The organism is Geodermatophilus sp. SYSU D00708, assembly GCF_054050115.1.
Window position 1 is genome coordinate 106,995 of record NZ_JBJGYS010000001.1, and the last position, 26,937, is coordinate 133,931.

General features: G+C 74.8%; 25 protein-coding genes. 12 read left to right on the plus strand and 13 right to left on the minus strand.

The window, feature by feature from the left end:
- The first annotated feature begins 28 nt into the window (after window positions 1–28).
- Window positions 29–1,255, plus strand: coding sequence for an MFS transporter (locus ACI79D_RS00585; protein ID WP_456916347.1), 1,227 nt, complete (start codon window positions 29–31; stop codon window positions 1,253–1,255).
- A gap of 2 nt (window positions 1,256–1,257) precedes the next feature.
- Here ACI79D_RS00585 and ACI79D_RS00590 read toward each other — a convergent pair whose 3' ends face one another.
- Both ACI79D_RS00590 and ACI79D_RS00595 read right to left on the minus strand, forming a co-directional pair.
- Window positions 1,258–2,631 (minus strand): cytochrome P450, encoded by a 1,374-nt coding sequence (locus tag ACI79D_RS00590; protein ID WP_456916348.1) that lies wholly within the window; start codon window positions 2,629–2,631, stop codon window positions 1,258–1,260.
- Between the two features lie 81 nt (window positions 2,632–2,712).
- Window positions 2,713–2,877: a hypothetical protein gene (locus ACI79D_RS00595; RefSeq protein ID WP_456907905.1), complete on the minus strand. Its 165-nt coding sequence runs from the start codon at window positions 2,875–2,877 to the stop codon at window positions 2,713–2,715.
- Window positions 2,878–3,070: 193 nt separating this feature from the next.
- Here ACI79D_RS00595 and ACI79D_RS00600 point away from each other — a divergent pair, with 193 nt between their 5' ends.
- The gene (locus ACI79D_RS00600) at window positions 3,071–3,439 is read left to right on the plus strand and encodes a hypothetical protein (protein ID WP_456916349.1); all 369 of its coding nucleotides are present in this window, start codon (window positions 3,071–3,073) and stop codon (window positions 3,437–3,439) included.
- A gap of 85 nt (window positions 3,440–3,524) precedes the next feature.
- Here ACI79D_RS00600 and hrpA read toward each other — a convergent pair whose 3' ends face one another.
- Entirely contained in the window at window positions 3,525–7,484 is a 3,960-nt protein-coding gene (hrpA, locus tag ACI79D_RS00605; protein WP_456916350.1) for an ATP-dependent RNA helicase HrpA, read from the minus strand.
- 214 nt (window positions 7,485–7,698) lie between these two features.
- Between hrpA and ACI79D_RS00610 the strand changes: the two genes are divergently transcribed.
- The 3 genes from ACI79D_RS00610 to ACI79D_RS00620 all read left to right on the plus strand — a co-directional run bounded on the left by ACI79D_RS00610 (window position 7,699) and on the right by ACI79D_RS00620 (window position 11,895).
- Complete coding sequence (locus ACI79D_RS00610; RefSeq protein WP_456916351.1) at window positions 7,699–8,217, plus strand: MarR family winged helix-turn-helix transcriptional regulator; 519 nt, start codon at window positions 7,699–7,701, stop codon at window positions 8,215–8,217.
- Entirely contained in the window at window positions 8,214–10,001 is a 1,788-nt protein-coding gene (locus tag ACI79D_RS00615) for an MDR family MFS transporter (protein WP_456916352.1), read from the plus strand. The genes ACI79D_RS00610 and ACI79D_RS00615 overlap by 4 nt, the downstream gene beginning before the upstream one ends.
- Window positions 10,002–10,101: 100 nt before the next feature.
- Complete coding sequence (locus tag ACI79D_RS00620) at window positions 10,102–11,895, plus strand: acyl-CoA dehydrogenase (RefSeq protein WP_456916353.1); 1,794 nt, start codon at window positions 10,102–10,104, stop codon at window positions 11,893–11,895.
- A gap of 42 nt (window positions 11,896–11,937) precedes the next feature.
- Here ACI79D_RS00620 and ACI79D_RS00625 read toward each other — a convergent pair whose 3' ends face one another.
- Window positions 11,938–12,114 carry a hypothetical protein gene (locus ACI79D_RS00625; RefSeq protein ID WP_456907893.1) on the minus strand — a complete coding sequence of 59 codons (177 nt, stop codon included), beginning with the start codon at window positions 12,112–12,114 and terminating at the stop codon, window positions 11,938–11,940.
- A gap of 311 nt (window positions 12,115–12,425) precedes the next feature.
- Here ACI79D_RS00625 and ACI79D_RS00630 point away from each other — a divergent pair, with 311 nt between their 5' ends.
- Window positions 12,426–13,469: a YihY/virulence factor BrkB family protein gene (locus ACI79D_RS00630; protein ID WP_456916354.1), complete on the plus strand. Its 1,044-nt coding sequence runs from the start codon at window positions 12,426–12,428 to the stop codon at window positions 13,467–13,469.
- 75 nt (window positions 13,470–13,544) lie between these two features.
- Here ACI79D_RS00630 and ACI79D_RS00635 read toward each other — a convergent pair whose 3' ends face one another.
- The gene (locus ACI79D_RS00635) at window positions 13,545–14,252 is read right to left on the minus strand and encodes a hemerythrin domain-containing protein (RefSeq protein ID WP_456916355.1); all 708 of its coding nucleotides are present in this window, start codon (window positions 14,250–14,252) and stop codon (window positions 13,545–13,547) included.
- A gap of 68 nt (window positions 14,253–14,320) precedes the next feature.
- Window positions 14,321–15,226, minus strand: a complete 906-nt coding sequence (locus tag ACI79D_RS00640; protein ID WP_456916356.1) for an ABC transporter substrate-binding protein — start codon at window positions 15,224–15,226, stop codon at window positions 14,321–14,323.
- A 103-nt stretch (window positions 15,227–15,329) separates the two neighbouring features.
- Between ACI79D_RS00640 and ACI79D_RS00645 the strand changes: the two genes are divergently transcribed.
- From ACI79D_RS00645 to phaZ, 5 genes are all read left to right on the plus strand, one after another.
- Entirely contained in the window at window positions 15,330–17,027 is a 1,698-nt protein-coding gene (locus ACI79D_RS00645; protein ID WP_456916357.1) for a phosphatase PAP2 family protein, read from the plus strand.
- Complete coding sequence (locus tag ACI79D_RS00650) at window positions 17,024–17,608, plus strand: hypothetical protein (RefSeq protein ID WP_456916358.1); 585 nt, start codon at window positions 17,024–17,026, stop codon at window positions 17,606–17,608. The genes ACI79D_RS00645 and ACI79D_RS00650 overlap by 4 nt, the downstream gene beginning before the upstream one ends.
- Window positions 17,605–18,672, plus strand: a complete 1,068-nt coding sequence (locus tag ACI79D_RS00655; RefSeq protein WP_456916359.1) for a flippase-like domain-containing protein — start codon at window positions 17,605–17,607, stop codon at window positions 18,670–18,672. Before ACI79D_RS00650 ends, ACI79D_RS00655 begins: the two co-directional genes overlap by 4 nt.
- Window positions 18,673–18,797: 125 nt before the next feature.
- The gene (locus tag ACI79D_RS00660) at window positions 18,798–20,522 is read left to right on the plus strand and encodes a PHA/PHB synthase family protein (protein WP_456916360.1); all 1,725 of its coding nucleotides are present in this window, start codon (window positions 18,798–18,800) and stop codon (window positions 20,520–20,522) included.
- Window positions 20,506–21,366, plus strand: coding sequence for a poly(3-hydroxyalkanoate) depolymerase (gene phaZ / locus ACI79D_RS00665; protein ID WP_456916361.1), 861 nt, complete (start codon window positions 20,506–20,508; stop codon window positions 21,364–21,366). Before ACI79D_RS00660 ends, phaZ begins: the two co-directional genes overlap by 17 nt.
- 28 nt (window positions 21,367–21,394) lie before the next feature.
- On the opposite strand, the gene ACI79D_RS00670 is transcribed toward phaZ, so the two are convergent.
- Complete coding sequence (locus ACI79D_RS00670; protein WP_456916362.1) at window positions 21,395–22,300, minus strand: hypothetical protein; 906 nt, start codon at window positions 22,298–22,300, stop codon at window positions 21,395–21,397.
- Complete coding sequence (locus ACI79D_RS00675) at window positions 22,290–22,538, minus strand: hypothetical protein (protein WP_456916363.1); 249 nt, start codon at window positions 22,536–22,538, stop codon at window positions 22,290–22,292. Before ACI79D_RS00675 ends, ACI79D_RS00670 begins: the two co-directional genes overlap by 11 nt.
- 439 nt (window positions 22,539–22,977) lie before the next feature.
- Here ACI79D_RS00675 and ACI79D_RS00680 point away from each other — a divergent pair, with 439 nt between their 5' ends.
- The gene (locus tag ACI79D_RS00680; protein WP_456916364.1) at window positions 22,978–23,292 is read left to right on the plus strand and encodes a hypothetical protein; all 315 of its coding nucleotides are present in this window, start codon (window positions 22,978–22,980) and stop codon (window positions 23,290–23,292) included.
- A gap of 13 nt (window positions 23,293–23,305) precedes the next feature.
- Here the strand turns inward: ACI79D_RS00680 and ACI79D_RS00685 are convergent, their stop codons facing one another.
- The 5 genes from ACI79D_RS00685 to ACI79D_RS00705 are packed head-to-tail and all read right to left on the minus strand — an operon-like array spanning window position 23,306 to window position 26,898.
- Window positions 23,306–24,454 carry an NAD(P)/FAD-dependent oxidoreductase gene (locus ACI79D_RS00685; protein WP_456916365.1) on the minus strand — a complete coding sequence of 383 codons (1,149 nt, stop codon included), beginning with the start codon at window positions 24,452–24,454 and terminating at the stop codon, window positions 23,306–23,308.
- On the minus strand, window positions 24,451–25,233 hold the full coding sequence (locus ACI79D_RS00690) for a hypothetical protein (protein WP_456916366.1): 783 nt from the start codon (window positions 25,231–25,233) through the stop codon (window positions 24,451–24,453). The genes ACI79D_RS00685 and ACI79D_RS00690 overlap by 4 nt, the downstream gene beginning before the upstream one ends.
- Window positions 25,230–26,171 (minus strand): ABC transporter ATP-binding protein, encoded by a 942-nt coding sequence (locus ACI79D_RS00695; protein WP_456916367.1) that lies wholly within the window; start codon window positions 26,169–26,171, stop codon window positions 25,230–25,232. The genes ACI79D_RS00690 and ACI79D_RS00695 overlap by 4 nt, the downstream gene beginning before the upstream one ends.
- Window positions 26,168–26,404, minus strand: a complete 237-nt coding sequence (locus ACI79D_RS00700) for a helix-turn-helix domain-containing protein (RefSeq protein WP_456916368.1) — start codon at window positions 26,402–26,404, stop codon at window positions 26,168–26,170. The genes ACI79D_RS00695 and ACI79D_RS00700 overlap by 4 nt, the downstream gene beginning before the upstream one ends.
- Window positions 26,404–26,898 (minus strand): DUF2975 domain-containing protein, encoded by a 495-nt coding sequence (locus ACI79D_RS00705; RefSeq protein ID WP_456916369.1) that lies wholly within the window; start codon window positions 26,896–26,898, stop codon window positions 26,404–26,406. The genes ACI79D_RS00700 and ACI79D_RS00705 overlap by 1 nt, the downstream gene beginning before the upstream one ends.
- Window positions 26,899–26,937: the final 39 nt, after the last annotated feature.

Sequence of the window (26,937 nt, forward strand, 5' to 3'; positions counted from 1 at the left end):
CGTCCCCGGGTGTGGTGAGCTGACCGGGATGGACGCCGGGGGGACGACGCGCTCCCGCGGGGCGGCGCTGCTGTTCGTCGCCGCGGTCGTGGCCGTGGCCCTCAACCAGCGGCCGGCCGTGGTCTCCGTGGCACCGGTGCTGGGCGACCTGCGCGCCGAGACCGGGCTGTCCTCCGCGATGGCCGGGCTGCTGACCACCCTCCCCGTGCTCTGCTTCGGCGCGTTCGCCCCGGTCGCCCCCCGGCTCGCGCGGCGCATCGGGCTGGAGCTGGCGGTGGCGGCGTCCCTGGTGCTGCTGGCCGCCGGCATCGCGCTGCGGCTCCTCTCCCCGGTGGCGCTGCTCTACGCCGGGAGCCTGCTCGCCGGCGCGGCGATCGCGCTGGCCAACGTGCTGATGCCCGCCTACGTGAAGCGCGAGGCGACCCGCCCGGGACTGGTCATGGGCCTGTACTCCGCGTCGCTGAACGTCGGCGCGGCGGTCGGCGCGGCCGTCACCGTGCCGCTCGCGGCAGCCCTGGGCTGGGAGTGGCGCACGGCGCTGGCCGCCTGGCTGCTCCTGGCGCTGGCCGCGCTGGCCCTGTGGCTGCCGGTGGCCGGCACCGGTCGGCGGGCCCGCGCCGCCCGGGAGCCCCTGCCGGGCGGCGGCTCCTGGGTGCTGCTGCGCCAGTCGCTGGCCCGCCAGGTGACCGCCTACATCGGCCTGCAGAGCGTGCAGTTCTACTCGGTCGCCGCGTGGCTGCCCACGCTGCTGGCCGACGCCGGCGTCCCGGTGTCGGAGGGCGGCCTGATGCTCGGCCTGTGCAACGTCGTGGGCGCCGGCGGCGCGCTGCTCGCGCCCGCCCAGGCCGGCCGGATGACCACCCAGCGGCCGCTGGTCCTCGTGGTGCTCGTCGCCTACGGAGTCGGTCTGGGTGGCCTGCTACTGGCGCCGGGGTCGGGCACGCTGCTCTGGGTGGCGGCGTTCGGGCTGGCCCAGGGCAGCGGCTTCGCCCTGGCACTCACCCTGATCGTCCTGCGCAGCCCCACGCCGCTCACCGCGGCCCGGCTCGGCGGCGTCGCGCAGTGCCTCGGGTACCTGATGGCCGCGGCCGGCCCGCTGGTCCTCGGCTGGCTGCACGACCGCACCGGCGGCTGGACGTGGCCGGTGGCGCTGCTGCTGGTGCTGCTCGTGCCGATGGCCTGGGCGGGCTGGGGCGCGGCGCGCAACGCCGTCGTCCTGGTCGAGGAGAGCCCCCGGGAGCCCAGCACCGCCTGAGGTCAGCGGAGGGTCACCGGCAGGTGCTCGAAGCCGCGCAGCGTCTGCAGGTCCCGCCGGACCGGGCGGCCGGACACCCGCAGCCCGGGGAAGCGCTCGAAGAGGGCGCGCAGCGCCACGGCGGCCTCCATCCGGGCCAGGCCCGCGCCGAGGCAGTAGTGGATGCCGGCGGAGAAGGCCAGGTGGTCGCGGGCGTTGGGCCGGGTCACGTCGAAGCGGCCGGGCTCGGGGAAGACGGCGGGGTCGCGGTTGGCCGCACCGAGCAGCAGGGTCACCCGGGAGCCGGCGGGCAGCCGGACGCCGGCCAGCTCCGCGTCGGAGCGCACCGAGCGGCCGGTGATCTGCACCGGGCTGTCGTACCGGAGGACCTCCTCGACGGCGGCCGGCCAGCCCGAGGGGTCGGCCAGCAGCGCCGCCCGCTGATCGGGGTGGGCGTCGAGCAGCACGACGGCGTTGCCCAGCAGGTTGACCGTCGTCTCGAAGCCGGCGCCGAGCAGCAGCATGACGGTGGCGTGCAGCTCCCGGTCGGAGAGCCGCTCCTCCTCGGGAGCGGTGACCAGGCGGCTGACGAGGTCCTCGCCGGGGTCCCGGCGCAGGCGGGCGAAGTGCTCACCGAGGAAGCCGTGCAGCGCCCGCACCGCCCGGTCGGCGGCGACGAAGCGGCGCAGCGGCAGCCCGGGGTCGAGGGTGGCGGCCGCGCCGGCGCCCCAGCGCAGGAAGTCCTCCTGCCGGTCGGCGGGCACGCCGAGCAGGTCGGCGATGACCAGCACGGGCAGCGGCGCGGCGTAGGCGGCCACGAGGTCGACGACGCCACCGGCCGCCGGCTCCACCGCGTCGAGGAGCGCCTCGGCGGTCCGCTGCACCGTAGGCTCGGCCGCCGCCGTCGCCCGCGGGGTGAAGGCGCGGCTGACCAGCCGCCGGTACCGGGTGTGGTCGGGCGGGTCCACGACCAGCATCGAGGGCGGCTCGGCGACGCCGGTGGCGGCCGGGTCGTCGCCGAACTCCAGCGCCCAGCGCAGGGCCCGGGGCGCGGCCGACCAGTCGAAGCCGACCCCGAAGCGGTCCGACCGCAGCACCTCCGAGGTCACCGCGTGCGACGTCGTGACCGGCCCCAGGATGCTCGGCGCGAGCGGTCCGCGGGCCCGCAGCTGCTCGTAGAGGTCGTACGGGTCGGCGCGCGCGGCCGGGTCCCGCAGCAGGCGGCCGACGAGGTCACCGCGGCGCGCCGCGCGGGCCAGGTAGGCGCCGGGCAGCCCGTGCCTCACCACCCAGCGGGCCGCCGTCCGGGCGGGGCCGAGCGCGGCGGGACGGCGGCGCGCGACCGTCGTCCCCGGGAGGGCAGGGCCGCCCACGGCGGGTGCCGGCCTCGTGTCCACGCGCGCCCTCCCGGTGTCCTGCGCAGTCTGGCAGGTGGCGCCCGCCCGCAGCGGTCGGCGACGAGCGGGCGCCGGTGCAGGTCAGCTGTTCGGGTCGGGGGCCGCGCTCGGGTCGCCGTCCCAGTCCTTGCCCGCCACGTCGGCGTGCTCGGACGCGCTGTCGGTCTGCTCGGCGACGGTGCGGACCATCTCCTCGTCGGAGAGCCCCTCGCCCGCCTGCTCGGTGTGGCCGGTCGGCTCGCTCATGCCCACTCCTCCTCGCTGGTTCGGTGCCCTGCGCCGTCCCCGGGAGCCGCCGGGGGCAAACCACCGACCCGTCGTACCGGGCGCGCCGGCGCAACCGGACTTGCCGGGCAGGGTCCATTGCACGCAACGCGGGTTGAGACAGGTAGTGTCCTATGCAGTTGTGCCCGATCCGAGCGGGCAGGAGGGGGACGTCGTGGCGGCCGAACAGGACGGCGGGCGACCGGGGGACACCGCGATCGAGGCGCTGCGTGCGCTGGTCACCGAGCTGGACACCTGCATCGACCAGCTGAGCTCGGCCCGGGACCGGGCCGAGCAGCTCCTGGAGGAGCGCGGCGCCGGACGGCGGTGGCTGGACATCGTCACCGAGGAGCGCCGCCCGCTGGTCGTGGAGCAGATCAGCTCGGTGATGGCGACCCTGGCCACCGCGGGCGGGACGTGGCGGCGGGAGCAGGCCCACGCCCTCCAGTCCGAGCAGGTCAGCATCAACCGGATCGCCGCGCTGTTCGGCGTCACCCGCCAGCGCATCTCCGCCCTGCTGCGCGACCGCGTCGCCGCCGACTAGGTGGAGGACCCCGTCCTCCTCACCGCTCGCACGCTCGCGGCGAGCCTCTGGAGGGGGCCGGCGGCGGGACTCGGCAGGGGGGCCTTCAGGCGATGAGCTGGTCGATCGCCTTGTAGACCCGCTGCTCGGAGACCGGCCGCGGCGTGCCGATCGTCTGGGCGAACAGCCCGACCCGCAGCTCCTCGATCATCCAGCGCACCCGCGCGACCGGGTCGTCGGGCGTCCCGGTCGAGGGCACCTGCCGGCGCAGCTGCTCGTACTCCGCGGTCACCGCCGCGACCTGCGCCGTCCACAGCTCGTCGCGGACGGCGTTGGCCGGCAGCTTCTCCAGCCGGTGGGCCATCGCCTTGAGGTAGCGGACCAGGTCGGGCAGCCGGCGCCGGCCGGCCGTGGCGACGAAGCCCCGGTGCAGCAGGCCGCCCATCTGGCGGCGCAGGTCGGCGATCGCCGCCTCGGGCACCCGGCGTCCCGGCGCGGCCCCGATCGCGACGGCGACCTCGCGGGCCTGGGTCAGCACCGCCTCGACCCGGCGCAGGGTTTCGGTGGTCAGGGGCAGCAGCTGGGCGCGCGCGGTCTGCACCAGCGCGGCGAAGGCGGCCTCCTCCCGCGGCGGTCCGCCCGCCGCGGCGAGCAACTCGTCGGCGGCGGCGTCGACGCAGTCGTCGACCAGGGCGGGGATCTCCCCGTCCGGGTTGAACTGCAGCGCCAGGCGGCTCTTCGGCGAGAGCCCCTTCACCACCTGGCGGGTCGGCGACCCGGCGACCAGCACCAGCAGCCGGCGGGCGCCGCGCCACGACAGCCGGGTCGCCTCCACCTCGGTGGCGACCACCCGCACGCCCACGGTGGCGCCCTCGTCGACCAGGGCCGGGTAGGCGGTGACCACGTGCCCGCCGCGGCGGACGTCGACGGTGCGCGGCAGGGTGCCGAAGGTCCACGCCGTCTGCCCGGTGCGCTCGACGTCGGCGGCCGCGGCCGCGAGGCTGGCCCGGGCCTGCGGCGCCACCTGCCGGCGCAGGGCCTGCAGGTCCTTGCCGGTGGCCAGGGCGCGCTTGCGGTCGTCGACGACCCGGAAGGTGGCCCGCAGGTGGTCGGGCACCTGGGCGGGCTGCCAGGCGTCGGGCGGGACGACGACCCCGGCCGCGCGCCGCAGCTCCCGCTCCAGCGCCGGCAGCAGCGGCTCGGCCGGCGCGATGTGCGGCAGGACCTCGCGCACGCGGTCCGGGATCGGCACCAGCGCCCGCCGGAACTGCTTGGACAGCGTCCGCAGCAGCGCGGTGACCAGCTCCTCGCGCAGCCCGGGCACCGTGAAGGCCAGCGACTCCCCCGACGTCCGCTCGGCGACGGTGTCGAGCACCGCCAGCGGGACGTCGACGGTGACGCCGTCCTGCGGGGTCCCCGGCGCGAACGCGTAGGACAGCGGCAGGGTGAGGCCCTGGGTGAGCGGCACCTCGTCCGGGAAGTCCTCGACCCGGACCTGCCCGGCCGCTGCGGCGTTGGTCAGCAGCTCCGGGGTGAAGGTGAGCAGGTCCGGGTGCTCGCGGCGGGCGGTCTTCCACCACTTGTCGAAGTGCCGGGTGGAGACGACGTCGGCGGGGATGCGCGCGTCGTAGAGCTCGAACAGCGTCTCGTCGTCCACCCGGATGTCGCGGCGGCGGGCCCGCTCCTCCAGCGCGGCGACCCGGGCCATCGCCTTCTGGTTGTCGTGCCAGAACCGGTGGTGGGTGGTCCACTCGCCCTGCACGAGGGCGTGCCGGATGAACAGCTCGCGGGAGACGACGGGGTCGATCGAGCCGTACTGCACGCGCCGGCCGACGACCAGCGGGATGCCGTAGAGGGTGACCCGCTCGGTGGCCACGACCGACCCGCGCTTGGCGTCCCAGCGGGGCTCGGAGTACTGCCGCTTGACCAGGTGGTCGGCCAGCCGCTCGACGACCTCGGGGTCGATGCGGGCGACGGTGCGGGCGAACAGCCGGCTGGTCTCCACCAGCTCGGCGGCGACCACCCAGCGCGGCGGCTTCTTCGCCAGCGGGGTGCCGGGCGCGAGGACGAAGCGGGCGTTGCGGGCGCCGAGGTACTCCCGGCCGCCGCGCCGCCGGTCGCCGTCCTTGCGTTTCGTGTCCTCCACCTGGACGCCGACGTGGGACAGCAGCCCGGCCAGCAGCGCGGTGTGGATGCCGCGCTCGTCGGGCTCGGCGGCGAGCTCGCCGGTCTGCATGCCGAGGCGCCGGGCGGTGCTACGCAGCTGGCCGTAGAGGTCCTGCCACTCGCGGATGCGCAGGTAGTGCAGGAACTCGCGCTTGATCGTCCGGCGGAACTGGCTGCCGGAGAGCGCCTCCTGCTGCTCGCCGAGGTACCGCCACAGGTTGAGCAGCGCGAGGAAGTCGGAGTTCTCGTCGGCGAACCGGGCGTGCATCTGGTCGGCGGCCTGCTGGTGCTCGCTGGGCCGCTCGCGGGGGTCCTGGATGGTCAGCCCCGCGGCGATGACCAGGACCTCCTCCAGCACGCCGCGCCGGTCGGCCTCGACCACCATGCGGGCCATGCGCGGATCCAGCGGCAGGGTGGCCAGCGCCCGCCCGGTCGGGGTCAGCCGGCCGTCCCCGTCCAGGGCGCCGAGCTCCTCGAGCAGGGCCCGTCCGTCGGCGACGGCACGCCGGTCCGGCGGGTCGATGAACGGGAAGTCCTCGACGTCGCCGAGGTCGAGCGCGGCCATCTGCAGCAGCACCGAGGCCAGGCTGGTGCGCAGGATCTCCGGGTCGGTGTACTCCGGCCGGCTCTCGAAGTCCTCCTCGGTGTAGAGCCGGACGGCGATGCCCTCCGAGGTCCGTCCGCACCGGCCGGAGCGCTGCCGCGCCGAGGCCTGGCTGATCGGCTCGATCGGCAGCCGCTGCACCTTCAGCCGCGCGCTGTACCGGGAGATCCGCGCGACGCCGGTGTCGACGACGTAGCGGATGCCCGGCACGGTCAGCGAGGTCTCGGCGACGTTGGTGGCCAGCACGATGCGCCGCCCGGTGTGCGGCGCGAAGACCTTGTGCTGGTCGGCCGCGGACAGCCGGGAGTAGAGCGGCACGACCTCGGCCGACGGGAACCGCTCACCGAGGACGTCGGCGGTGTCGCGGATCTCCCGCTCGCCGGCGAGGAAGACCAGCACGTCGCCGGGCCCCTCGGCGACCAGCTCGTCGACGGCGTCGGCGATCGCGCTGACCTGGTCGCGGTCGGGGTCGGCGGCCGGGTCGCCCTCGGGGGCGTCGGGGTCGACCACCGGCCGGTAGCGGACCTCGACCGGGTAGGTGCGCCCGCTGACCTCGACGACCGGTACCTCGGCGCCGTCCGCACCGAAGTGCTTGGCGATCCGCTCGACGTCGATGGTCGCCGAGGTGATGACCAGCTTGAGGTCGGGCCGCTTCGGCAGCAGTTGCGCGAGGTAGCCGAGCAGGAAGTCGATGTTGAGGCTGCGCTCGTGCGCCTCGTCGATGATCAGCGTGTCGTACTGGCGCAGCAGCCGGTCGCGGGCGATCTCGGCGAGCAGCACGCCGTCGGTCATGACCTTGACCAGCGTGGTGTCGCTGACCTGGTCGGTGAAGCGCACCTTCCAGCCGACGACGTCGCCCAGCGGCGTGCCCAGTTCCTCGGCGATCCGCTCGGCGACGGTGCGCGCGGCGATCCGCCGGGGCTGGGTGTGGCCGATCCGCCCGCGGACCCCCCGCCCGATCTCCAGGGCGATCTTGGGCAGCTGCGTCGTCTTGCCCGACCCGGTCTCGCCGGCGACGACGACCACCTGCGAGTCGCGCAGTGCGGCGGCGATGTCCTCCCGGCGCGCGCTGACCGGCAGCTCGGCGGGGTAGGTGACCGCCGGGACCGCTGCCCGGCGCCGGGCGATGCGCTCCTCCGCCCGGGCGACGTCGGCGGCGATCGCGGACCGCTGCCGGGCCCGCGCGTCGGCGTCCCTCGTGCGGCGGGTGCCGTCGAGCCGACGGCCCAGCCGGTGCTCGTCCTCGAGGGTGAGCCCGGCCAGCCGTGTGCGCAGGTCGTCGGGCGCGGGCGTCACGGGGTTCTCCAGATCTCGCGGGGGCACGGCGTGCGACGCGCGGTTCGCGGCGCGGGTGAGCGGGCCGGCGGCGGGTATCCGCTCCAGGATCCCACCGCCGCCGGCCGTACGGCCGTGGCCCACCTCACTTGTATGCGCCGTACAACTGATTGCTTGCTACGCACAACCGGTTGTAGCGTGCACGTGTTCCCGCCCGCCCGCCCCCGGAGTTCCCGTGTCCCCTGGCGCGCCCGATCCCACCGGGCTCGACGACGAGCGGCTCGCCCAGCTGCGCACCCTGGGCGAGCAGCTGCCGCGCTTCATGCGCCTGGTGCACGCCCTCAAGTCCGCACAGGTGGCCGAGCGCCGCGACCGCGCGGCGCTGGTGCTGCTGTTCCCGCTCGTCCGGCTCGGCCCGCTGCGGCAGGGGGCGCTGGCCGAGCTCGTCCACGCCGACCCGTCGACGGTCAGCCGGCACGTGGCCACGCTGATCGAGCACGGCCTGGTCCAGCGGGTCGCCGACGAGACCGACGGCCGGGCGAGCCGGCTCGTCGTCACCGACGCCGGCCGCGAAGCGCTCGAACAGCTCCGCAGCGAGCGGGAGGCGCACCTGGCCCGCGTCACCGCCGACTGGCCGGCCGCCGACCTGACCGCCTTCACCACGCTCTTCGGCCGGCTGCTGGACGACCTGGCCTCGTCCCTGCCCACCGAGCCGACCGCCGCGCCCGTCCCGTCCCCCAGAGAGAAGCCATGACCCGAAGCACCCGCACCACCTCGGCCGAGCGGAGGGACGCCCGGGCGGCGGCCGCCGCCCCCGGCACGGACGGCGCCTTCACGCACCGGCAGATCGTCACGATCCTCGTCGGGCTGATGGTGGCGATGTTCCTCGCGGCCCTCGACCAGACGGTCGTGTCCACCGCCATCCGCACCATCGCCGACGACCTGCAGGGCTACGACCTGCAGGCGTGGGCCACCACGGCCTTCCTCATCACCTCGACGATCGCCACCCCGCTGTACGGGAAGCTCTCCGACATCTACGGGCGGCGGCCGTTCTACCTGTTCGCCATCGGGATCTTCGTCGTCGGCTCGGTGCTGTGCGGCATCGCGAACTCGATGTACGAGCTGGCCGCGTTCCGGGCGGTCCAGGGCATCGGCGCCGGTGGCCTGATGTCGCTGGCGCTGGCCATCATCGGCGACATCGTGCCGCCGCGGGAGCGGTCCCGGTACCAGGGCTACTTCATGGCCGTGTTCGGCACGTCCAGCGTGCTCGGGCCGGTCATCGGCGGGTTCTTCGCGGGTCAGACCTCGCTGCTGGGCTTCGACGGCTGGCGGTGGATCTTCATGATCAACGTGCCGCTGGGCCTGGTGGCCTTCGTCGCCGTCTTCCGCGTGCTGCACCTGCCGCACGAGCGCCGCGACCACCGCATCGACTGGCCGGGCGCGCTGGCGCTGATCACCTTCCTGGTGCCGCTGCTCATCGTCGCCGAGCAGGGCCGGATCTGGGGCTGGGACTCGGGCCGCTCGCTGGCCTGCTACGTCATCGGCGCCGTCGGGTTCGTGCTGTTCCTGCTGGCTGAGCGGTCCTACCAGGACGAGGCGCTGCTGCCGCTGCGACTGTTCCGCAACCGCAGCTTCGCGGTCAGCAGCATCGGCAGCGTCGTGATGGGTGCCGGCATGTTCGGTGGCCTGCTGCTGCTGCCGCAGTACCTGCAGATCGTGCACGGCTCCAGCGCCACGGTCGCCGGCCTGCAGATGATCCCGCTGGTCGCCGGCATCATGACCGGCGCGATGAGCTCCGGCATCGCCATCGGCAAGACCGGCAAGTACAAGGTGTTCCCGCTGGTCGGCATCGCGCTGATGACCGTCGCGCTGGTCTGCATGTCCTTCGTCGTGGACGCCGACACCTCGGTGTGGACCCTGGTGCCCTTCATGGTCCTCATGGGCCTGGGCCTGGGCTTCAACTTCCAGCCGGTCATCCTCGCCGTGCAGAACGCCGTCTCCCCGCGGGAGATGGGCGTGGCCACCTCGTCGGTGACCTTCTTCCGCCAGATGGGCGGCACGATCGGCACCGCCGCGTTCCTGTCGGTGCTGTTCAGCCGCCTGCCGGTGGACATCGAGGAGGCGGTGGCCTCCGCCGCGGCGTCCGACCCCCGGGTCGCCGAGGCGGTGCAGAGCGGCCAGCTGCAGGCCGGCGGCGACCTGTCGGACACGTCGTTCATCCAGCAGCTGCCGTCGTTCCTCGCGCTGCCCTTCAAGACCGGGTTCTCGAACTCGATCGACCTGGTGTTCCTCATCGCCGCGTGCGTCGTGGCGCTCGGGTTCTTCGTGTTCCTGTTCCTGCCGCAGCTGGCGCTGAGCAACAAGTCCGGCATCCAGGCCCGGCAGGCGGCCGAGCAGACCGCCGGCCCCGGCCCGGTGGCCGACGGCGGCGAGCACGCCGTGCAGGCGGTCGGCGCCGCGGCTCCGACGTCCACCGCGCCGCCGGTCGGCCGGCCCGGTGACGCCGAGACCAGCGAGCACGGCCGGCACCGCGCCTGACGCCCCCCGCTCGAGCGCCCGCCCGTCAGCCACCCGGCTGGCCGGCGGGCGCTCGTGTTCCGGAACGGTCGGCTGCGCCGGCGGGCCTACCCTGAGCCCCGTGCGTTCGTCGCTGATCCTGTCCCGCCGCGACCTGGACTTCCTGCTGCACGAGTGGCTCGACGTCGAGAGCCTGACCAAGCGGCCCCGGTTCGCCGAGCACTCGCGGGAGACGTTCGACGCCGTCCTGGAGCTGGCCGAGCGGATCGCCACCGACCACTTCGCGCCGCACAACCGCACGGCCGACGAGCACGAGCCGCGGTTCGTCGACGGCCGGGTGGAGATGATCCCGGAGGTCGGCCGGGCCCTCGAGGTCTTCGCCGAGGCCGGGCTGATGGCCAGTGAGTTCGACGAGCGCTTCGGCGGGATGCAGCTGCCGCACACCGTCGGGCAGGCGGTGTTCGCCTGGTTCAAGGCGGCCAACGTCGGCACCTCGGCCTACCCGTTCCTGACGATGGCCAACGCCCGGCTGCTCATCGCCCACGGCAGCCAGGAGCAGATCGACACCTACGTGGGCCCGATGGTCGAGGGCCGCAGGTTCGGGACGATGGCGCTGTCCGAGCCGCAGGCCGGCTCCTCGCTCGCCGACATCACCACGCGGGCCGAGCGGCAGGACGACGGCACCTACCGGCTGACCGGCAACAAGATGTGGATCTCGGCCGGCGACCACGAGCTCAGCGAGAACATCGTCCACCTGGTGCTGGCGAAGGTCCCCGGCGGTCCGCCCGGCGTGAAGGGCATCTCGCTGTTCGTCGTCCCCAAGCACCTCGTGCGCGACGACGGCTCGCTGGGTGAGCGCAACGACGTCGTCCTGGCCGGGCTCAACCACAAGATGGGCTACCGGGGGACGACGAACACCCTGCTGAACCTCGGCGAGGGCGGGCACACCCCCGGCGGGCGGGCCGGCGCGGTGGGGTACCTCGTCGGCGAGGAGCACCGCGGCCTGACCTACATGTTCACGATGATGAACGAGGCGCGGATCGGCGTCGGCATGGGCGCGACCGTGCTCGGCTACACCGGCTACCTGCACGCCCTGGAGTACGCGCGCAGCCGCACCCAGGGCCGGCCGCCGGCCGACCGGGACGCCACCCGGCCGCCGGTGCGGATCGTCGAGCACACCGACGTGCGGCGGATGCTGCTGGCCGCGAAGTCCTACGCCGAGGGCGGCCTGGCGCTGGGCCTCTACTGCGCGCGGCTGGTCGACGAGGAGCAGACCGCGGAGCTCCAGGAGGAGCGCGAGCGCGCCCACCTCCTGCTGGAGGTGCTCACGCCGATCGCGAAGGCCTGGCCGTCGCAGTGGGGGCCGGTCGCCGACGACCTGGCCATCCAGGTGCACGGCGGCTACGGCTACACCCGCGACTACCCGGTCGAGCAGTTCTACCGGGACAACCGGCTCAACCCGATCCACGAGGGCACCAACGGCATCCAGGGGCTGGACCTGCTCGGCCGCAAGGTCGTGATGCAGGGCGGTGCCGGGCTGGCGCTGCTGGCCGAGACCATCGGGCGGACGACGGCGCGGGCGGCCGGCACGGAGTGGGCCGCGTTCGCCGCCGACCTCGACGCGGCCGTGGCCCGCATCGGCGCGGTCACCACGACGCTGTGGGGTGCCGGGGACCCGGCCGTCACGCTGGCCAACTCCACCGCCTACCTGGAGGCGGCCGGCCACGTCGTCGTGGCCTGGCTGTGGCTGGAGCAGGCGCTGGCCACCGGCGAGCAGGCCGGCGACTTCCACCAGGGCAAGCGGGCGGCGGCGCGCTTCTTCCACCGGTACGAGCTGCCCAAGGTGCACACCCACCTGGACCTGCTCGAGTCGCTGGACCGCACCGTCCTCGACACCGACGAGGCCTGGCTGTAGCCGGACCCCGCCGCGGTCCTGCGAGCGAGGGGCAGGGGTCTCTCAGGCCGCGCGGGCCATGCCCACCGGCTCGGCGGCGCGGGCGGCCGGGCGGGCCGCGGACGCGGTCGCGGCGCGCTGCTCCCGCTCGTACCGGGCCGTGGACGAGGTGCCCATCACGATCACCAGTGCGGTCAGGACCAGGAACCCGATCAGGGTCACGGCCGGCCACAGCACCATCGGTTTCATCCCCCTGGGAGTCGATCTGTTCGTCGCCGCAGGGAGGCATGCCCCCCGCAGCACGTCGTCGGGTGGTGTCTTCCCCCGCCGACCGGGATCTCAATCGTCGATCCGTGCGGAGTACCGGACACCGGGGCGCCCGGTCCCACCCCGAAGGGTGACGACGTCGCAGCCATGACACCCCGCTCGGGTGACATCCGCGACCCCCCGACCAGGGGAGCGGCGCCACGACACCCCCGGGGCGGGCATGGAACAGGACCGTCCGGGGCACCGGGGAGGAGACGAGTTCCCACCCCGACCGGAGGACGACCATGAACCGCCCCACCGGCTCCCGCGGCGCCGACACCGCCGCGAAGGACACCCGGTTCTCCGGCAACCGCGCCGGGGATCCCGCACCCCAGGACGACAAGGTCAACGAGGTCCGCTTCGACAACGCCCCGCAGGGGGCCGACCCGAAGCCCACCACCGGCGGCACGTTCAAGCGCACGCTCAAGGAGTTCAGCGAGGACAACCTCACCGACTGGGCCGCCGCCCTCACCTACTACGGCGTCCTGGCGCTGTTCCCCGCGCTGATCGCGCTGCTGTCGATCGTGGGGCTGCTGACCAACCCGGAGCAGCTCACCACCGCCCTGACCGCGGTCGTCCCGCAGCAGGCGGCCAGCACGCTCAACCCGGTGATCCAGCAGATCGCCGGCAACACGGGCGCGGCCGGCTTCGGCCTGGTCCTCGGTCTGGCCGGCGCCGTCTGGTCGGCCTCGGGGTACGTGGGCGCGTTCACCCGCGCGGCCAACGTGGTCTACGAGACCCCCGAGGGCCGCAAGATCTGGAAGCTCAAGCCGCTGCAGCTGCTCGTCACGCTGATCGGCATCCTCTTCGCCGCGGTCATCGTGACCCTGCTGGTGCTCAGCGGCCCCGTGGTCGACGCCGTCGGGCAGGCGATCGGGGTGGGCGAGACGGCGATGACCGTCTGGAACGTGGTCAAGTGGCCGGTCATCCTCGTCGTCCTGGCGCTGATGATCGCCGTCCTCTACTACACGACCCCGAACGCGAAGCTGCGTGGCTTCAAGTGGGTCAGCCCCGGCGCCGCCCTCGCCATCGTCGTGGCAATCGTCGCGTCGGCGCTGTTCGCCTTCTACGTGGCGAACTTCGGCAGCTACAACAAGACCTACGGGGCGCTGGCCGGTGTCGTCGTCTTCCTGATCTGGTTCTGGTTGATCAACGTCGCGCTGCTGTTCGGCATCGAGCTCGACGCCGAGATCGAGCGGACCAAGGAGCTCAAGGAGGGCGTGCCGGAGGCGCACAAGGAGATCCAGCTCGACGCCCGCAGCGACCCGAAGCCCCGCCAGACCAACTGAGCACGGGCCCCCTGCCCCGTGCAGGGGGCCACCCGACGACGGCTCCTCCCCAGCTGGGGAGGAGCCGTCGTCGCGTCAGCGGGACGTCGGCGGCTGGTCCCCGCGGCGGGACAGCGGCACCCGCTCCACCAGCCCGGCCACCCCGGCCAGCGCCCGGCTGACCGCCTCTCCGGCCGGCGCGAGCTGCTCCGGGGCGCGGCGGACGGCGGCGTCGACCAGGTCACGGGTGCGGTCGATGAGCGTCAGCGGCAGGCCCGACAGCGCGTTGCCCGGCGGCCGGCGGGAGACCGTGGGGTGCGGTCGGGTCGGCGACACCCGGCGGGCGAGCTCCCACTGCCGGCCCAGCCGCCGCAGCTGGTGCGGGTCGAGCTTCTCCTGCAACCGCGGGAAGAGCACGTCCTCCTCGTCGCGGACGTCCTCCCGCAGCACCTCGACCAGCCGGGCGAGCCGCTGGGCGCGGCGGGGGTCGTCGTGGCCGAGGGTCTCGATCTCGGAGACCAGCTCGTTGACCTCCTGGTGCTCCTCCTCCACCCGCAGGGTCAGCGCGTCGCCGTCCGGCAGCACCCGGCGCAGCACCGGCCACAGCACGGTCTCCTCGGCGAAGGCGTGGCTGAACACCAGCCGGTCGATGCGGGTGAGCACCTCCTCCTGCTCCCGGCCGGTGGTGCCGTCCAGCTGGTGCAGCAGCCGGTCGAGCTCGATGTGGTCGCGGCGCTGGCGGACCAGGACGCTGCCGGGCCCTCCGAGCTCCTCGTCGGTCTGGTCGGCGATGGATCGGCCCACGGCAGGCACTCCTCGGGTTGCGGGTCAGTGCCTGCCTCCTGCCCGTCGACCGCCCCCGGCATGCACGCTCAGCGCCCGCCCCACCACAGCGCCGCGGCCTCCGCCGGCGTCCGGCCGTCGACGGCGACCAGCCGGTTGAGCCGCACCAGGTCGGCGTTGGTCAGCCGGGCGCTGACCGCGTCCAGCGCCGTCGACAGCTCCGCCCCCGCCCGGTCGAGCACCGCCGTCCGCACGACCGGCACCACGTTCTCGTGCGGCTGCAGCCCCCGGTCGTCGTCGAGCAGCACCAGCGAGCCGTCGGCCAGCCGCGCGTCGGTCGTCTCCAGCAGCCCGATGTCGATCTCCTCCGACTGCAGCGCCTCCACCGTCGCCGACCGGGACGGCATGGCCCGCACCTCGGCGAACTCGAGGCCGTACACCTCGCGCAGGCCGGGCAGGCAGTACCGCCGCTCCGGGCACTCCGGTGGCCCCCCGAACACCATCCCGGAGGCGACGAGGGAGAGGTCGGACAGCCGGCGGACGGCGTTCTGCTCGGAGAACGCGGCCCGGACGACGAACCCGTTCTGGTCCTCGGCGGCCGCCGCGGCGAGCACGGTGGCGCCGCGCTGGGCCATCGCCCGCGCCAGGGCGGCCCGGAGGTGCTCGGGCTCGCGCCGGGCCGGCGGCTGCCCCGGGTCGACGAAGTCCAGGGCGGTGCCCAGGTAGTCCACGACGAGGTCGACGACGCCCTGCTCGAGCGCGGGCAGCACCACCTCGCGGGTGCCGATGCCGTGCTGGACGGCCACCGGCAGGCCCGCGCGGCGCACCGCCTCGGCGTACACCTCGGCCAGGATCTGGTTCTCGGCGAAGTCGTAGGAGGCGATGCGGATCGTGCCCTCCGCGGCCGGGGCCGCCGTCCCGCTGACCGGGGCGCACCCGGGCAGCAGGAGGGCCAGCAGGAGCAGCGCGGCGGGGACCGCCCGGGAACGCCGCATCGCGGGCTCCCTCCTCGCGGGGGAACGGGCCCCGGCCACGCTAGCGCCGGACGGCGGCGAACCCAATGGACCGCGGGCCCGCCACGGTGCAGCATCGGGCGGCATGGCGTCGCTGCCGCACGCCGCCTCGGAGGCAGGCCCGGCTCGGCGCCCCGGTCCGCCGGCCATCCAGCGCGTGCGCCGCCGGCGCCGTCCCTCCGGTGAGCCGCCGCCGCTGCCCCGGCACCTCAACACGTCCGGCCGGTGGTGGCTGGGCCTGTCGGCGGGCGTGGTGGTGGCGTGGTCGGTCGTCCTGGCCACCGACAGCGTGCCGCTGGTCGACCTGGTCGACACGCGCGTGCTGCAGGGCATCGCCACGCTGCACTCCCCGGGGCTGACCGAGGTCGCCGAGGTGGCCGGGGTGCTGGCGACCCGGCCCGCGATCCACGCGCTGTGGCTGGCCAACCTGCTCGTCCTGGTGGTGTGCCGGCGCTGGCACCACCTGTTCGTCTGGCTGGGCGTCGGCCTCGTGGTGGTCAACGTCGCGGCGCTGGCCACGGTCGTCCTGCAGCGGCCGCGCCCCTACGAGGTCGAGCTGCTCGGCGAGTGGTCCGGCTTCTCCATGCCCTCGCTGCCGGTGACCGTGCTCGCCGCGTTCCTGGTGAGCACCGTGTACGCCCTCGTGCCGGCGGGCCGTCCCCGGACGATCGCGAAGTGGGTCGTCGTGGGGCTGCTGGCGGTCACCGTCGCCTCCCGGCTGTACCTGGCCCAGGACCACCCGAGCGACGTGGTGGCGGCGGTCGTCCTGGGCGTGGCGACCCCGCTGGCGGCGTTCCGGCTCATGACGCCGACCGACGTCCACCCGGTGCGCTACCGCCGCGGCAGCCCGGCGCACCTCGACGTCTCCGGCGCGCGCGGCCAGGCGATCGTCCGGGCGCTGCAGGACCAGCTGGGTCTGCTGGCCACCTCCTGCACGCCGTTCAACCTGGCCGCGTCCGGCGGCTCCACGCCGCTGCGGATCACGGTGAAGGCCTCCGACGGGGAGGAGGACTTCGTCTTCGGCAAGCTCTACGCCGCCACGCACGTGCGCTCCGACCGCTGGTTCAAGCTGGCCCGCACGCTGCTCTACGGCCGGCTGGAGGACGAGAAGCCCTTCGCCAGCGTGCGCCGGCTCGTGCAGTACGAGGACTACGTGCTGCGGCTGTTCTCCGACGCCGGGCTGCCCGTGCCGCACCCGATGGGGATCGTGGAGATCACCCCGGAGCGGGAGTACCTGCTGGTCACCGAGTTCCTCCGCGGCGCCCAGGAGATCGGGGACGCCGAGATCGACGACGCGGTGATCGACCAGGGGCTGGCCGCGGTGCGGCGGATGTGGGACATCGGCGTGGCCCACCGCGACCTCAAGCCGGCCAACATCCTGGTCCGCGACGGCACCCTCTACCTGATCGACTCCGCCTTCGCCGAGGTCCGGCCCAGCCCGTGGCGGCAGGCGGTGGACCTGGCCAACACGATGCTGGTCCTCGCGCTGCGCACCGACGCGGCGCGGGTGTACGCCCGGGCGCGGCTGCGCTTCTCCGACGAGGAACTCGCCGAGGCCTTCGCCGCCACCCGCGGCCTCACCATGCCGAGCCAGCTGCGCCGGTTGCTGCGCGCCGACGGCCGCGACCTGCACGCGCAGTTCCTCCGGCTGCTCCCCTACCGCCTGCCGCCGGTGCGCATCCAGCGGTGGAGCTTCCGGCGGGTCGGGCAGTCGCTGGTCGCCCTGCTCGGCATGCTCGTCGCCGCGCTGGTCGCCGTCGACCTGCTGGACTCGCCGCTGTGACCGGGGCCCGGCCGGCCCGGCGGATGGTCGTGCTCGTCGGCGCCGCGCTGCTCGCCACGGGGTGCGCGCTGCCGGGCGCCCCGGTCGTGGGCACGCCCCCGGCCTGCTCCATCGGGGACGACGCGCGCGCCGCCGACGGCGTCGTCCTCATGGCGCAGGCCGTGCCGACGGCGTCGGTGGTGCCCTGCGTGCAGGGGCTGCCGCTGGGCTGGCACTTCTCCGGCCTGGAGGCCGGGCGCGGCTCTGCCCGGTTCTGGTTGGACTCCGACCGGGACGGCGTGCACGCCATCGAGGTGGCGCTGACCGGGTCGTGCGACACCGGCGAGGCGACCGAGGTCCGCAGCGACCGGGACGGGATGGCGCGGTTCGAGCGGGTCACCCAGGTGACGCCGCAGTACCACGGCCGACGCATCTACCTGTTCGACGGGGGCTGCCTGACCATCGCCTTCGCCCTCGCCGGTGACAACCGCGCCGAGCCGCTGGCGCTGGCGACCCAGGGCATCGGCACCCTCCGCCGGGAGGACCTCGCCGAGCAGGTGCGCGCCGAGAACGGCGGCCGGCTCGGGCTGGACCCGCCGTGATCGCGTTCTGGCGCCGGTGGCGCAAGGTGCTCACGCCGGTGTTGTCGCTCCTGCTGGCCGCCGCGGTCCTGGCCTGGTTCATCCCCCGGTTCACCAGCCTCTCGGCGGTGTGGGACACGGTCCGCGCGCTGACGGCGGCGCAGCTGGGCCTGCTCGCGGTGGTGACGGTCTGGAACCTGGCGACCTACCAGTTCCTCGTGGTCGCGACCATGCCCGGGCTGACCCTGCGCCAGGCCACGGTGGCCACCCTCTCCACCACGGCGGTGGCGAACACCGTCGTCGCCGGCGGGGCGATCGCGGTCGGCCTCACCTACGCGATGAACAGCTCCTGGGGCTTCTCCCGCTCCCGGACGTCGGTCTCCCTGCTGGTGGCCGGACTGTGGAACAACTTCGCCAAGCTCGGTCTGCCGGTGCTGGCGCTGAGCCTGCTGGCGTTCCGGTCCACCCCGAGCGCCGGGCGGGTGGCGGCCGGCCTGGCGGGTCTGGCGGGCCTGGCCGGGGCCGTCGTCCTGCTCTGGCTGCTGCTGCGCAGCCGCGAGGGCGCGGCGCGGATCGGCACCGCCGCCGGGCGGATCGCCTCGGCGGTGGTCCGGCCGTTCGGCCGGCCACCGGTGCAGGGCTGGGACCGGGCGACGACGCGGTTCCGCGACCGGACGGCGCTGCTGCTGCGCGCCCGGTGGCACTGGATCACGGTGACCACGCTGGTGAGCCACCTGTCGCTGTTCCTCGTGCTGCTCGTGGCGCTGCGCGTCGTGGGCGTGCCCAGCCAGGACGTCGGGGTGGTGGAGGCCCTGACGGTCTTCGCCTTCGCCCGGCTGCTGACCGCCGTCCCGTTCACCCCGGGCGGGCTGGGGGTCATGGAGGTGGCGCTGATCGCCGGTCTGGCGGCCGCGGGTGGCGACCGCTCGCTCGTCGCCGCCGCGGTGCTGGTCTACCGCGCGCTCACCTACGTGCTGCCCATCCCGCTCGGGCTGGGCACCTACCTGTTCTGGCGGCGGAACCGGTCGTGGCGCCGGCCGCCGAACGCCGCGCCGCGGTCGGAACTGGTCCCCGAGACCGCCTGAGGGTCGACCGCGCCACGCGAGCCCGGAGGAGCCACCCGGGAGGGGGTCGTGGTCCTGCGGCGGTCGGCGCTGCGTGGTTCAGTGTCGGTGGTCACACTGCGAGCCACCGCACCGAGGAGACCGGCATGACCGACGCAGCGCGTCCAGCTGAGGACCGCACCACCGACGGGGTCGCCCAGGAGCCCGGCGAGGCGGCTCTCGGCCTCGACATGGTCCTCGTGGACGGCGCCCGGGGGCCACTGCGCCGGATGATCCCCCCGGCGCGCACGACCCTGCGGCTCGGCCGCGCGCTGGCCGGCCGGCCCAGGGTGGTCGCCGGCCAGATCGGCACCCTCGCCAAAGACCTCGGCAAGGTCGTCGCCGGCCGCTCCGACCTCGCCCCCGCACCCAGGGACAAGCGGTACGCCGACCCGGCCTGGACGGGCAACGGGCTCATGCGGCGGGCGATGCAGGCGCACATCGCCGCCTCGCGCACCGCGCTGGAGCTGCTCGAGGCCGCCGACCTCGACTGGCAGGACGACGAGCGCCTGCGCTTCACGCTGACCAACGTCGTCGACGCCCTCGCCCCGAGCAACGGCCCGCTCAACCCGCTGCTGTGGAAGGCGGTCATCGACACCGGCGGGCGCAACGCCGTCCGGGGCCTCCGGCGGATGGTCGGCGACCTCGCGTCCGCGCCACGGGTGCCCTCGATGGTGGAGCCCGACGCCTTCACCGTCGGGGAGGACCTCGCCGTCACGCCGGGCGCAGTGGTGCTGCGGACGCCGGTGTTCGAGCTCATCCAGTACCGGCCGACGACCGAGCGGGTGCGGTCGGTGCCGCTGGTGATCGTGCCGCCGACGATCAACAAGTACTACATCACCGACCTCGCCCCCGGCCGCAGCATCGTCGAGCACTACGTGGCCGCGGGCCAGCAGGTCTTCATGATGTCGTGGCGCAACCCCGACGAGCGGCACGCCGACTGGGGCATGGACGCCTACGGCCAGGCGGTCATCGACGCCATGGACGCCGCGGAGCGGATCACCGGCAGCGACCGGGTCGCCCTCCAGGGCTTCTGCTCCGGCGGGATCATCCTCGCGATGACGCTCGCCCACCTGGCCGCCACCGGCGGACTGGGCCGGGTCGCCGCCTCCAGCTACTCCGTCGCCGTCCTGGACTGGTCGCGGGCGGGCACGCTCGGCGCGCTCATGGACGAGGGGGCGGTCCGGGACGCGACCGAGAGGTCGAGGAAGAAGGGTTACCTGGACGGCGCGACCCTGGCCGAGGTGTTCGCCTGGCTGCGGCCCAACGACCTGGTGTGGAACTACTGGGTCAACAACTACCTGCAGGGCAACCCGCCGCCGGCCTTCGACATCCTCTACTGGAACGGCGACACCACCCGCATGAGCGCGGCCCTGCACCGCGACTTCATCGACATCGCGTTCGGCAACAAGCTGACCAAGCCGGGCGCCGCCACCATGCTCGGGTCCCCGGTCGACCTGTCGAAGGTGGACGTCGACGCCTACGTCACCGCGGGCATCGCCGACCACATCTGCCCGTGGCAGTCCTGCTACCGGACGACGCAGCTGCTCGGCGGGCGCAGCCGCTTCGTCCTCTCCACCAGCGGGCACATCGCCTCGCTGGTGAACCCCCCGAGCAACCCGAAGGCGTCCTTCCAGGTCGCCCCGGACACCCCGCCGGACGCGGAGCAGTGGCTGGCCGCCGCGGAGAAGCAGAAGGGCTCGTGGTGGCCGGACTTCACGTCCTGGCTGGCCGAGCGCTCCGGCGACGAGGTGGACGCGCCGACGTCCCTGGGCAACGACGAGCTACCGCCGCTGACCGACGCCCCCGGCACGTATGTGTTCGACAAGTAAGCCGCGCACGCCGCGGGCCACGTCGGCGCCGGCCGCCGACGTGGTCCGCACCGTCACCGTCGCGGGCCGCACGCTGCGGGTGTCGGTGCGCACCGGGGACGACTCGGTCCCGCCACTGCTGCTGATGAACGGCATCGGCGCGAGCCTGGAGGTGCTCCAGCCGTTCGTCGACGCGGTCGACCGCCGGCGGACGGTGATCCGGTTCGACGTCCCCGGGGTGGGCGGCTCCCCGCGGCCGGTGGTCCCCTACGTCCTGGCCACGTTCAGCCCGGTCGTCGCCGGGGTGCTCAGCCGGCTGGGCCACGACGACCCGGTCGACGTCCTGGGGCTCTCCTGGGGCGGCGGGCTGGCCCAGCACTTCGCCGTCCAGCACCGCCGGCGCGTCCGCCGGCTGGTCCTGGCCGCCACCGGCACGGGCAGCCTGATGGTGCCCGCGCACCCGCGGGTGCTGGCCCGGATGCTGACCCCGCGCCGACACCGCGACCCCGCCTACACCCGGGCGGTCGCCGGGGAGATCTACGGCGGGACGATCCGCGACGATCCGGCGCTGGCGGCCCGGGTGCTGCACTCCGCGAGCCGGCTGGGCCCGCGGCGCGGCTACTACTACCAGCTCGCGGCCAGTGCCGGCTGGAGCAGCCTGCCGTTCCTGCGGCTGATCCGGCAGCCGACGCTGATCGTCGCGGGGGACGACGACCCGATCATCCCGGTGGTCAATGCGCACGTCCTGGCCCGGCTGATCCCCGGGGCCCGGCTGCACCTCTACCACGGGGGCCACCTCGCGCTGATCACCGAGGCCGAGGAACTGGCCCCGGTGATCGAGCGCTTCCTGGACGAGGACGCCTAGCCCACCCGGCGACCGGGCTCTCCCGGCGCTAGGCCCAGCTCCGGACGGCGAGGACCAGGGAGCAGCCGGCCGACCCCGTGGGCTCGACCCGGAAGCCCAGCTGGGTGAGCAGGTCGGCGACGGCGGCGTTCATCGTCCGCTGCACCGCCGCGTCCACGGCCGCCCCGCGCACCTGCTGACGGCTCATCCGGTCGTGCGCGTGCCAGCTGACCAGGATGCCGCCCTCACCCGGGACCGGGGTCAGGCACACCCCACCGGCAGCGCCCCGCCCGTCGCACTCGTGCAGCGGCAGACCGGCCTCGACCAGCGCCGCGGTCACCTCGACGACCAGCGTGGTGAGCGCGTCGTCGTCCGACAGCAGCCCGTTCCACTCCTCGGTCAGCCGGTCCAGCTGGTCCCCGAGCTCGCTCAGCCACGCCCGCTCCTGGGGCAGCTGCCGCCGGACCAGCCCGCCGTCGGTGCGCTGCGCGGCGTACACCGACCGCACCGACGCCGGCAGCTCGCCGGCCAGCGCCGCCCAGTCCGCGTCGACCCGGTCGGCGAAGGGGCCGGCCACGATCCGGTCGCCGGGACGGTCGGCCCACTCGTCGACCAGCCACCAGGCCGGCGCGCTCCCGGACCCGACGGCCCGCTTGCCCGCGGGGTGCGTGGCGACACCGACGGCGGCGCCCTGCTCGAGGCACCCGTCCCCGTCCCCGCCCCCGGTGTCGGCACGCCGGGAGTCTCCGGCCGGCCGGGCAGCCGGGACGTCACCGGCCGGGGCCGCCGCGGTCATCGCGGGGACCGCCGCCCGCCGCTGCACCTGGTTGCGCTCGAACTGGTACCGCTCGGTCGACCTGGTGCCCAGCGCGATGACCACCGCTGCGAGCAGCACGAAGCCGAGCACGGTCACGGCCGGCCAGAACAGCACCACCTCGCCGACCTCACCAGGCACGCCAGACTCCCTGCGGTCCGGCGCCCCACAGGGCGGCCCGCTGCACCAGGTCGCGCAGCCACGGCCGGAGCCGGGCGAGCGAGGAACGCAGCTCGCGGCGCAGCGACGCCGGCGCCGCGGCGCGCTCCTCGGGCAGGAACAGGTCCATCAACGCCGTCAGCGTCAGTTCGTCGTCGGCGGGGGTGGGCCCGGCAGGGGACGGCGGTCGGGTGGCCAGTGCTGGTGGCGCGGCGTTCACACGGGGCTCCTCGGGACTGTTCGTCGCGGCCGGGGAAGTGCCGCGGACAGCCGGAAAAGTAGGGCCCGAGACCGCCCCGCGGACCCCTCTCCCGAGGCCCGGGACGGCGCCGTCACCCGATCGTTGTCCGGGCCCCGCCGCGGGGTCGGTGACCCCTCGCTGCGCCCGCCGTCATGTCGACATCCGCCCTGGTCCGCAGCGTGGAACGGCCGGCCGGCGGGCGTGGTGACGCCCGTGCCGGCCCGCGGCACGGCATGTCGCAGCGCCCGTCCCCGGCCGGCCGGGGTCCCGGTTCCCCACCCCAACGGGTGGCGTCGGACCCTGCACCCCTGCAACACGGCGTTGCGGCTGCCGATCCTCCCCGGACGACGCACCACCCAGCGAGGAGCACGACGTGATCATCAGCGGCCCGGCGACCACCCCTGCCTCGGAGGCACACGTGGCACGAGAGGTGCTGGAGGTGCTCGACCGCCGTGCCGGCATGGTCCGGCCACCGGCGAGCGTGACCGTCTCCGGGGCGGTCGCCCTGGGCATCGCCGCGCAGTTCCGCAGCGCGTCACTGACCGGGCAGGTCCTCGACCGCTTCTCCACCGGCGGCTCGGTCGACAGCGACGAGCTGATCAAGGCGGCGCGCTTCGAGCAGGGCTTCGCCTCGCCGGAGGGCTACGCCGCGCTGCGCTGCCTGGTCCTGTGGGCCCAGGACCGGGCGCAGCGCAGCAGGAGTGCGCGGCGCCTGGCGCCACGGCAGGACTGAGGACCCTCCCGGGTCACGGCAGGGGGACGACGTCCGGCGTCGGCGTGGGGAACGACCGGTCGCCGAACAGCACACGGCGTGCCGCGGCCCTCCCCACCGGCGTCCGCAGCAGGCCGAACGCCGCCGCGGCCACTACCGGCGTGCGCACCTGGGCCAGCCCCCGGCGCAGCGCCAGCCGCCCACGGAAACGCGCCCGCAGCGCGGCTCCGTCGTAGCGGGTCAGCGCGTCCGGCCGGCCGGTCCGCAGGGCGTCGTCGAGGACGGCGGCGGCGTGCTCCGACAGCCGCAGGCACGGGTCGAGGCCGCCGGCGGTCAGCGGGGAGACCGCGCCCGCGGCGTCCCCCACGAGCAGCCCGTCCGCGCAGCCGATCCGGCGCAGCAGCCCGCCGACCGGGATGGGGCCGCCGCGCCGCTCCACCTCGGCCGGGCGCTCGACGCCGGGCAGTCCGGGCGCGGAGGCGCCGAACCGCTGCACGGCGCGTCGCAGGCCGTAGGGGAAGCGGTCGGCGTAGCCGGCGACGCCCACGTGGGCGTGCCGCCCGTCGTTGACGACCCACGCCAGGTACCCGGGCGCCAGCGAGGGGTCGAGCACGCAGTGGAACGTCGGCGGTTCCGCGCTGCCGGGGACCGCGAAGACCTCCTCGGCACCGACCAGCAGGTGTGTGTTGCGGTCCAGGCCGAGGTCACGGGCGACCCGCGAGCGGGCGCCGTCGGCGCCGACGACGAACCGGGCCCGCACCCGCGCCGGCCCGTCGGGGCCGGCCAGGAGGGACGCGTCGCCGCACCGCCCGGCGTAGCGGGTCCCCAGCGCGATGCGGACACCGGCGTCGGCCGCGGTGCGCACCGCCGCCACGTACAGCGGCGCCATGTCGCCCACCCGGTACTCGTCGCGCGCGCTGACCAGGGTCACCGGGCGGTGCAGCCCCGGCGGGTAGAGCACCACCCGCCGGATCGGGGGCCCGAGGCACTCGGCCGGCAGCGGGAAGTCGTCCAGCGTCTTCCGGACGAAGATCCCCGTGGTGCGGATCGCGCCGGACAGCGTCGTGCGCCGGTCGACCAGCAGCACGTCGTGGCCGCGCTCGGCCAGCAGCGTGGCCGTGTGCAGCCCGGCCAGTCCGGCGCCGACGACGAGCACGTCGACGTCCCCGAGGTCGGTGCTCACCGGTTCGCGTCGTCCCGGGCCAGGCGCAGCCAGCCGAGCAGCAGCGCGCCACCGGCCCAGGCCAGCAGGACGGTCACCGACGACGCCTCCGTCATCCCCGGCACCCCGCCGAGCAGCAGGAACGCCGCCCCGGAGCCGGGGAGGACCTCGGCGAGCGCGGACGTCCAGGTGTAGCCGAACTGCGGCAGCAGCAGCGGCAGCACGAGCACCAGCAGGAACACCGCGACCAGGCCCCCGGCCGTGTGGCGCAGCAGGAAGGCCAGCCCTGCCGCGAGCGCCGTCCCGGCCGCGACGACGAGGGCGACGGTGCCCAGGACGTCGAGCCCCTCGCCCACGGGCAGGGTCAGTGCCGGCCGGGCCGTGGCGTGGGCGGCGAGGCCGGAGGCCACCGCCAGAAGCGCACCGAGGAGCGTGGCGGTGCCCACCGCCACGCTCGTGCGGGCGAGGAAGAGCGTCCCGCGGCGCGGCGTCCACTGCAGGGTCGGGACGATCCCCCCGGTGGCGTGGTCGGAGGTGACGGCGGTGACCGTGAGGGCGAGGAGGGCGAACTGCGCCGGCATGGCCGCGACCGCCGCCACCGCCCAGGCCGGGTCCCCGCTCGCGTCCGCGTCGAGGCCGGCGAGGGCACCGATGCCCACCATGGCCACGGCTGCCGCGGCCACGAACCACCAGGTGGCCTGCACCGTCCACAGCCGGGTCCACTCGGCGGCGCACGCGCGGGCGAGCACCCGGGCGGCCGGGACGTCGTCCGCTGCGCGGGCGTCGACGGGGGCGGTCATCGGACGGCCTCCGCCGTGGCGCCCGCGTGCTCGGGTCGGCGGGCGGAGTGCTCCACGCTGGTGCCGGTCAGCTCGGTGTAGGCCTCCTCGAGGGACTGCGCGACCTCGGAGAGGTGGTGCAGCGGGACGTCCTCGGCGTGGGCGAGCTCGCCGACCTCCTCGGCGGTGGCGCCCTCGACCAGCAGCTCCTGCGCGTCGGCGCGCCGGACCACCAGCCCGCGCTCCTGCAGCCGGGCGAGCAGGGCGTCAGGGCGCGAGCTGCGGACGCGCACCTGGACCGAGCCCAGCCCGCGCAGGATCTCCTCGGTCGTCGCGTCGGCGATCAGGCGGCCCCGGCCGATGACGACCAGCCGGTCGGCGATCTGCTGCATCTCGCTGAGCAGGTGGCTGGAGACCAGCACGGTGCGCCCCTCGTCGGCGAGCCGGCGCAACAGCTCGCGGATCCAGCGGACCCCGTCGAGGTCGAGGCCGTTGACCGGCTCGTCGAACAGCAGCACGCGGGGGTCACCGAGCAGCGCCGCGGCGATCCCGAGACGTTGGCGCATGCCCAGGGAGTAGCCCTTGACCCTGCGGCGGGCCGCGCGTCCGAGCCCGACCTCCTCGACGACCTCGTCCACCCGGCGTTCCGGGACGCCGTTGGCCCGCGCGGCCACCCGCAGGTGGTTGCGGCCGGTGCGGCCGGGGTGCACGGCGCCGGGGTCGAGCAGCGCGCCGACCTCGCGCAGCGGTTCGGCGAGCGTCGCGAACCGCCGCCCGTTCACCAGGGCCTCTCCGGACGTCGGCCGGTCCAGGCCGAGCACCATCCGCATCGTCGTCGACTTCCCTGCCCCGTTCGGCCCGAGGAAGCCGGTGACCTTCCCCGGCTCGACGGCGAAGCTGAGGTCGTCGACGGCCAGGACGTCGCCGTAGCGCTTGGTCAGGTTGCGGACCTCGATCACCGGTGCGCCTCGTGCGGGGCGTCGGAGTCCTCCGGGACCCACTCGAGCAGGTCCCCGGGCTGGCAGTCGAGCACCCGGCACATCGCTTCCAGGGTGCTGAAGCGGACGGCCTTGGCCCGGCCGTTCTTGAGCACGGCCACGTTCGCCGGCGTGAGCCCGACCCGCTCGGCGAACTCGCCGACGCTCATCTTGCGTCGGGCCAGCTCCACGTCGATGCGCACGACGATGGGCATCAGATGACCGCTTCCATGTCGGTCCGCAGCGACGTCGCCTGCCGGAGCAGCGCCCGCATCACGACCATGAGCAGCCCCACGACGGCGCCGATCAGCAGCAGCACCAGCAGCAGCACCGGCAGGGCCGCGTCGTCGCGGACCTCGTCGACGATGAAGTAGTACGCGCAGACGAACGCGCCGAGGAGCATCACCCAGCCGACGGCGATCGCCCCCACGATGGCGTTGACCCAGGGCAGGGCGCTCTCGCTGAAGATCCGGTCGTGCCGGACCAGGGTCAGCAGCTTCCAGGTGCACACGATGACGACCTGGACGCACACCAGCCCGAGGACCGAGACCGTCAGCAGCGTCCACCGCATGAACGACTGCTCCAGCGACGGCTCGGCCAGGTCCGGCAGCATCCCGGGCACGGCCCAGAACTGGGCGCCCACCAGCGCGGCGAACACGATCGCGAGCAGGACCCGGAGCGGGCCCACCACCCGTTGCGTCTGCGACATGCATCGACTCTCGGGCGGGAGCTATCGAAAGTCAATCGA

Coding starts and splice junctions, on each gene's coding strand:
- ACI79D_RS00585 (WP_456916347.1), top strand. CDS start 29: ATGGACGCCGGGGGGACGACGCGCTCCCGCGGGGCGGCGCTGCTGTTC.
- ACI79D_RS00595 (WP_456907905.1), bottom strand. CDS start 2,877: ATGAGCGAGCCGACCGGCCACACCGAGCAGGCGGGCGAGGGGCTCTCC.
- ACI79D_RS00615 (WP_456916352.1), top strand. CDS start 8,214: ATGACCCGAAGCACCCGCACCACCTCGGCCGAGCGGAGGGACGCCCGG.
- ACI79D_RS00625 (WP_456907893.1), bottom strand. CDS start 12,114: ATGGTGCTGTGGCCGGCCGTGACCCTGATCGGGTTCCTGGTCCTGACC.
- ACI79D_RS00630 (WP_456916354.1), top strand. CDS start 12,426: ATGAACCGCCCCACCGGCTCCCGCGGCGCCGACACCGCCGCGAAGGAC.
- ACI79D_RS00640 (WP_456916356.1), bottom strand. CDS start 15,226: ATGCGGCGTTCCCGGGCGGTCCCCGCCGCGCTGCTCCTGCTGGCCCTC.
- ACI79D_RS00645 (WP_456916357.1), top strand. CDS start 15,330: ATGGCGTCGCTGCCGCACGCCGCCTCGGAGGCAGGCCCGGCTCGGCGC.
- ACI79D_RS00660 (WP_456916360.1), top strand. CDS start 18,798: ATGACCGACGCAGCGCGTCCAGCTGAGGACCGCACCACCGACGGGGTC.
- phaZ (WP_456916361.1), top strand. CDS start 20,506: ATGTGTTCGACAAGTAAGCCGCGCACGCCGCGGGCCACGTCGGCGCCG.
- ACI79D_RS00690 (WP_456916366.1), bottom strand. CDS start 25,233: ATGACCGCCCCCGTCGACGCCCGCGCAGCGGACGACGTCCCGGCCGCC.
- ACI79D_RS00700 (WP_456916368.1), bottom strand. CDS start 26,404: ATGCCCATCGTCGTGCGCATCGACGTGGAGCTGGCCCGACGCAAGATG.
- ACI79D_RS00705 (WP_456916369.1), bottom strand. CDS start 26,898: ATGTCGCAGACGCAACGGGTGGTGGGCCCGCTCCGGGTCCTGCTCGCG.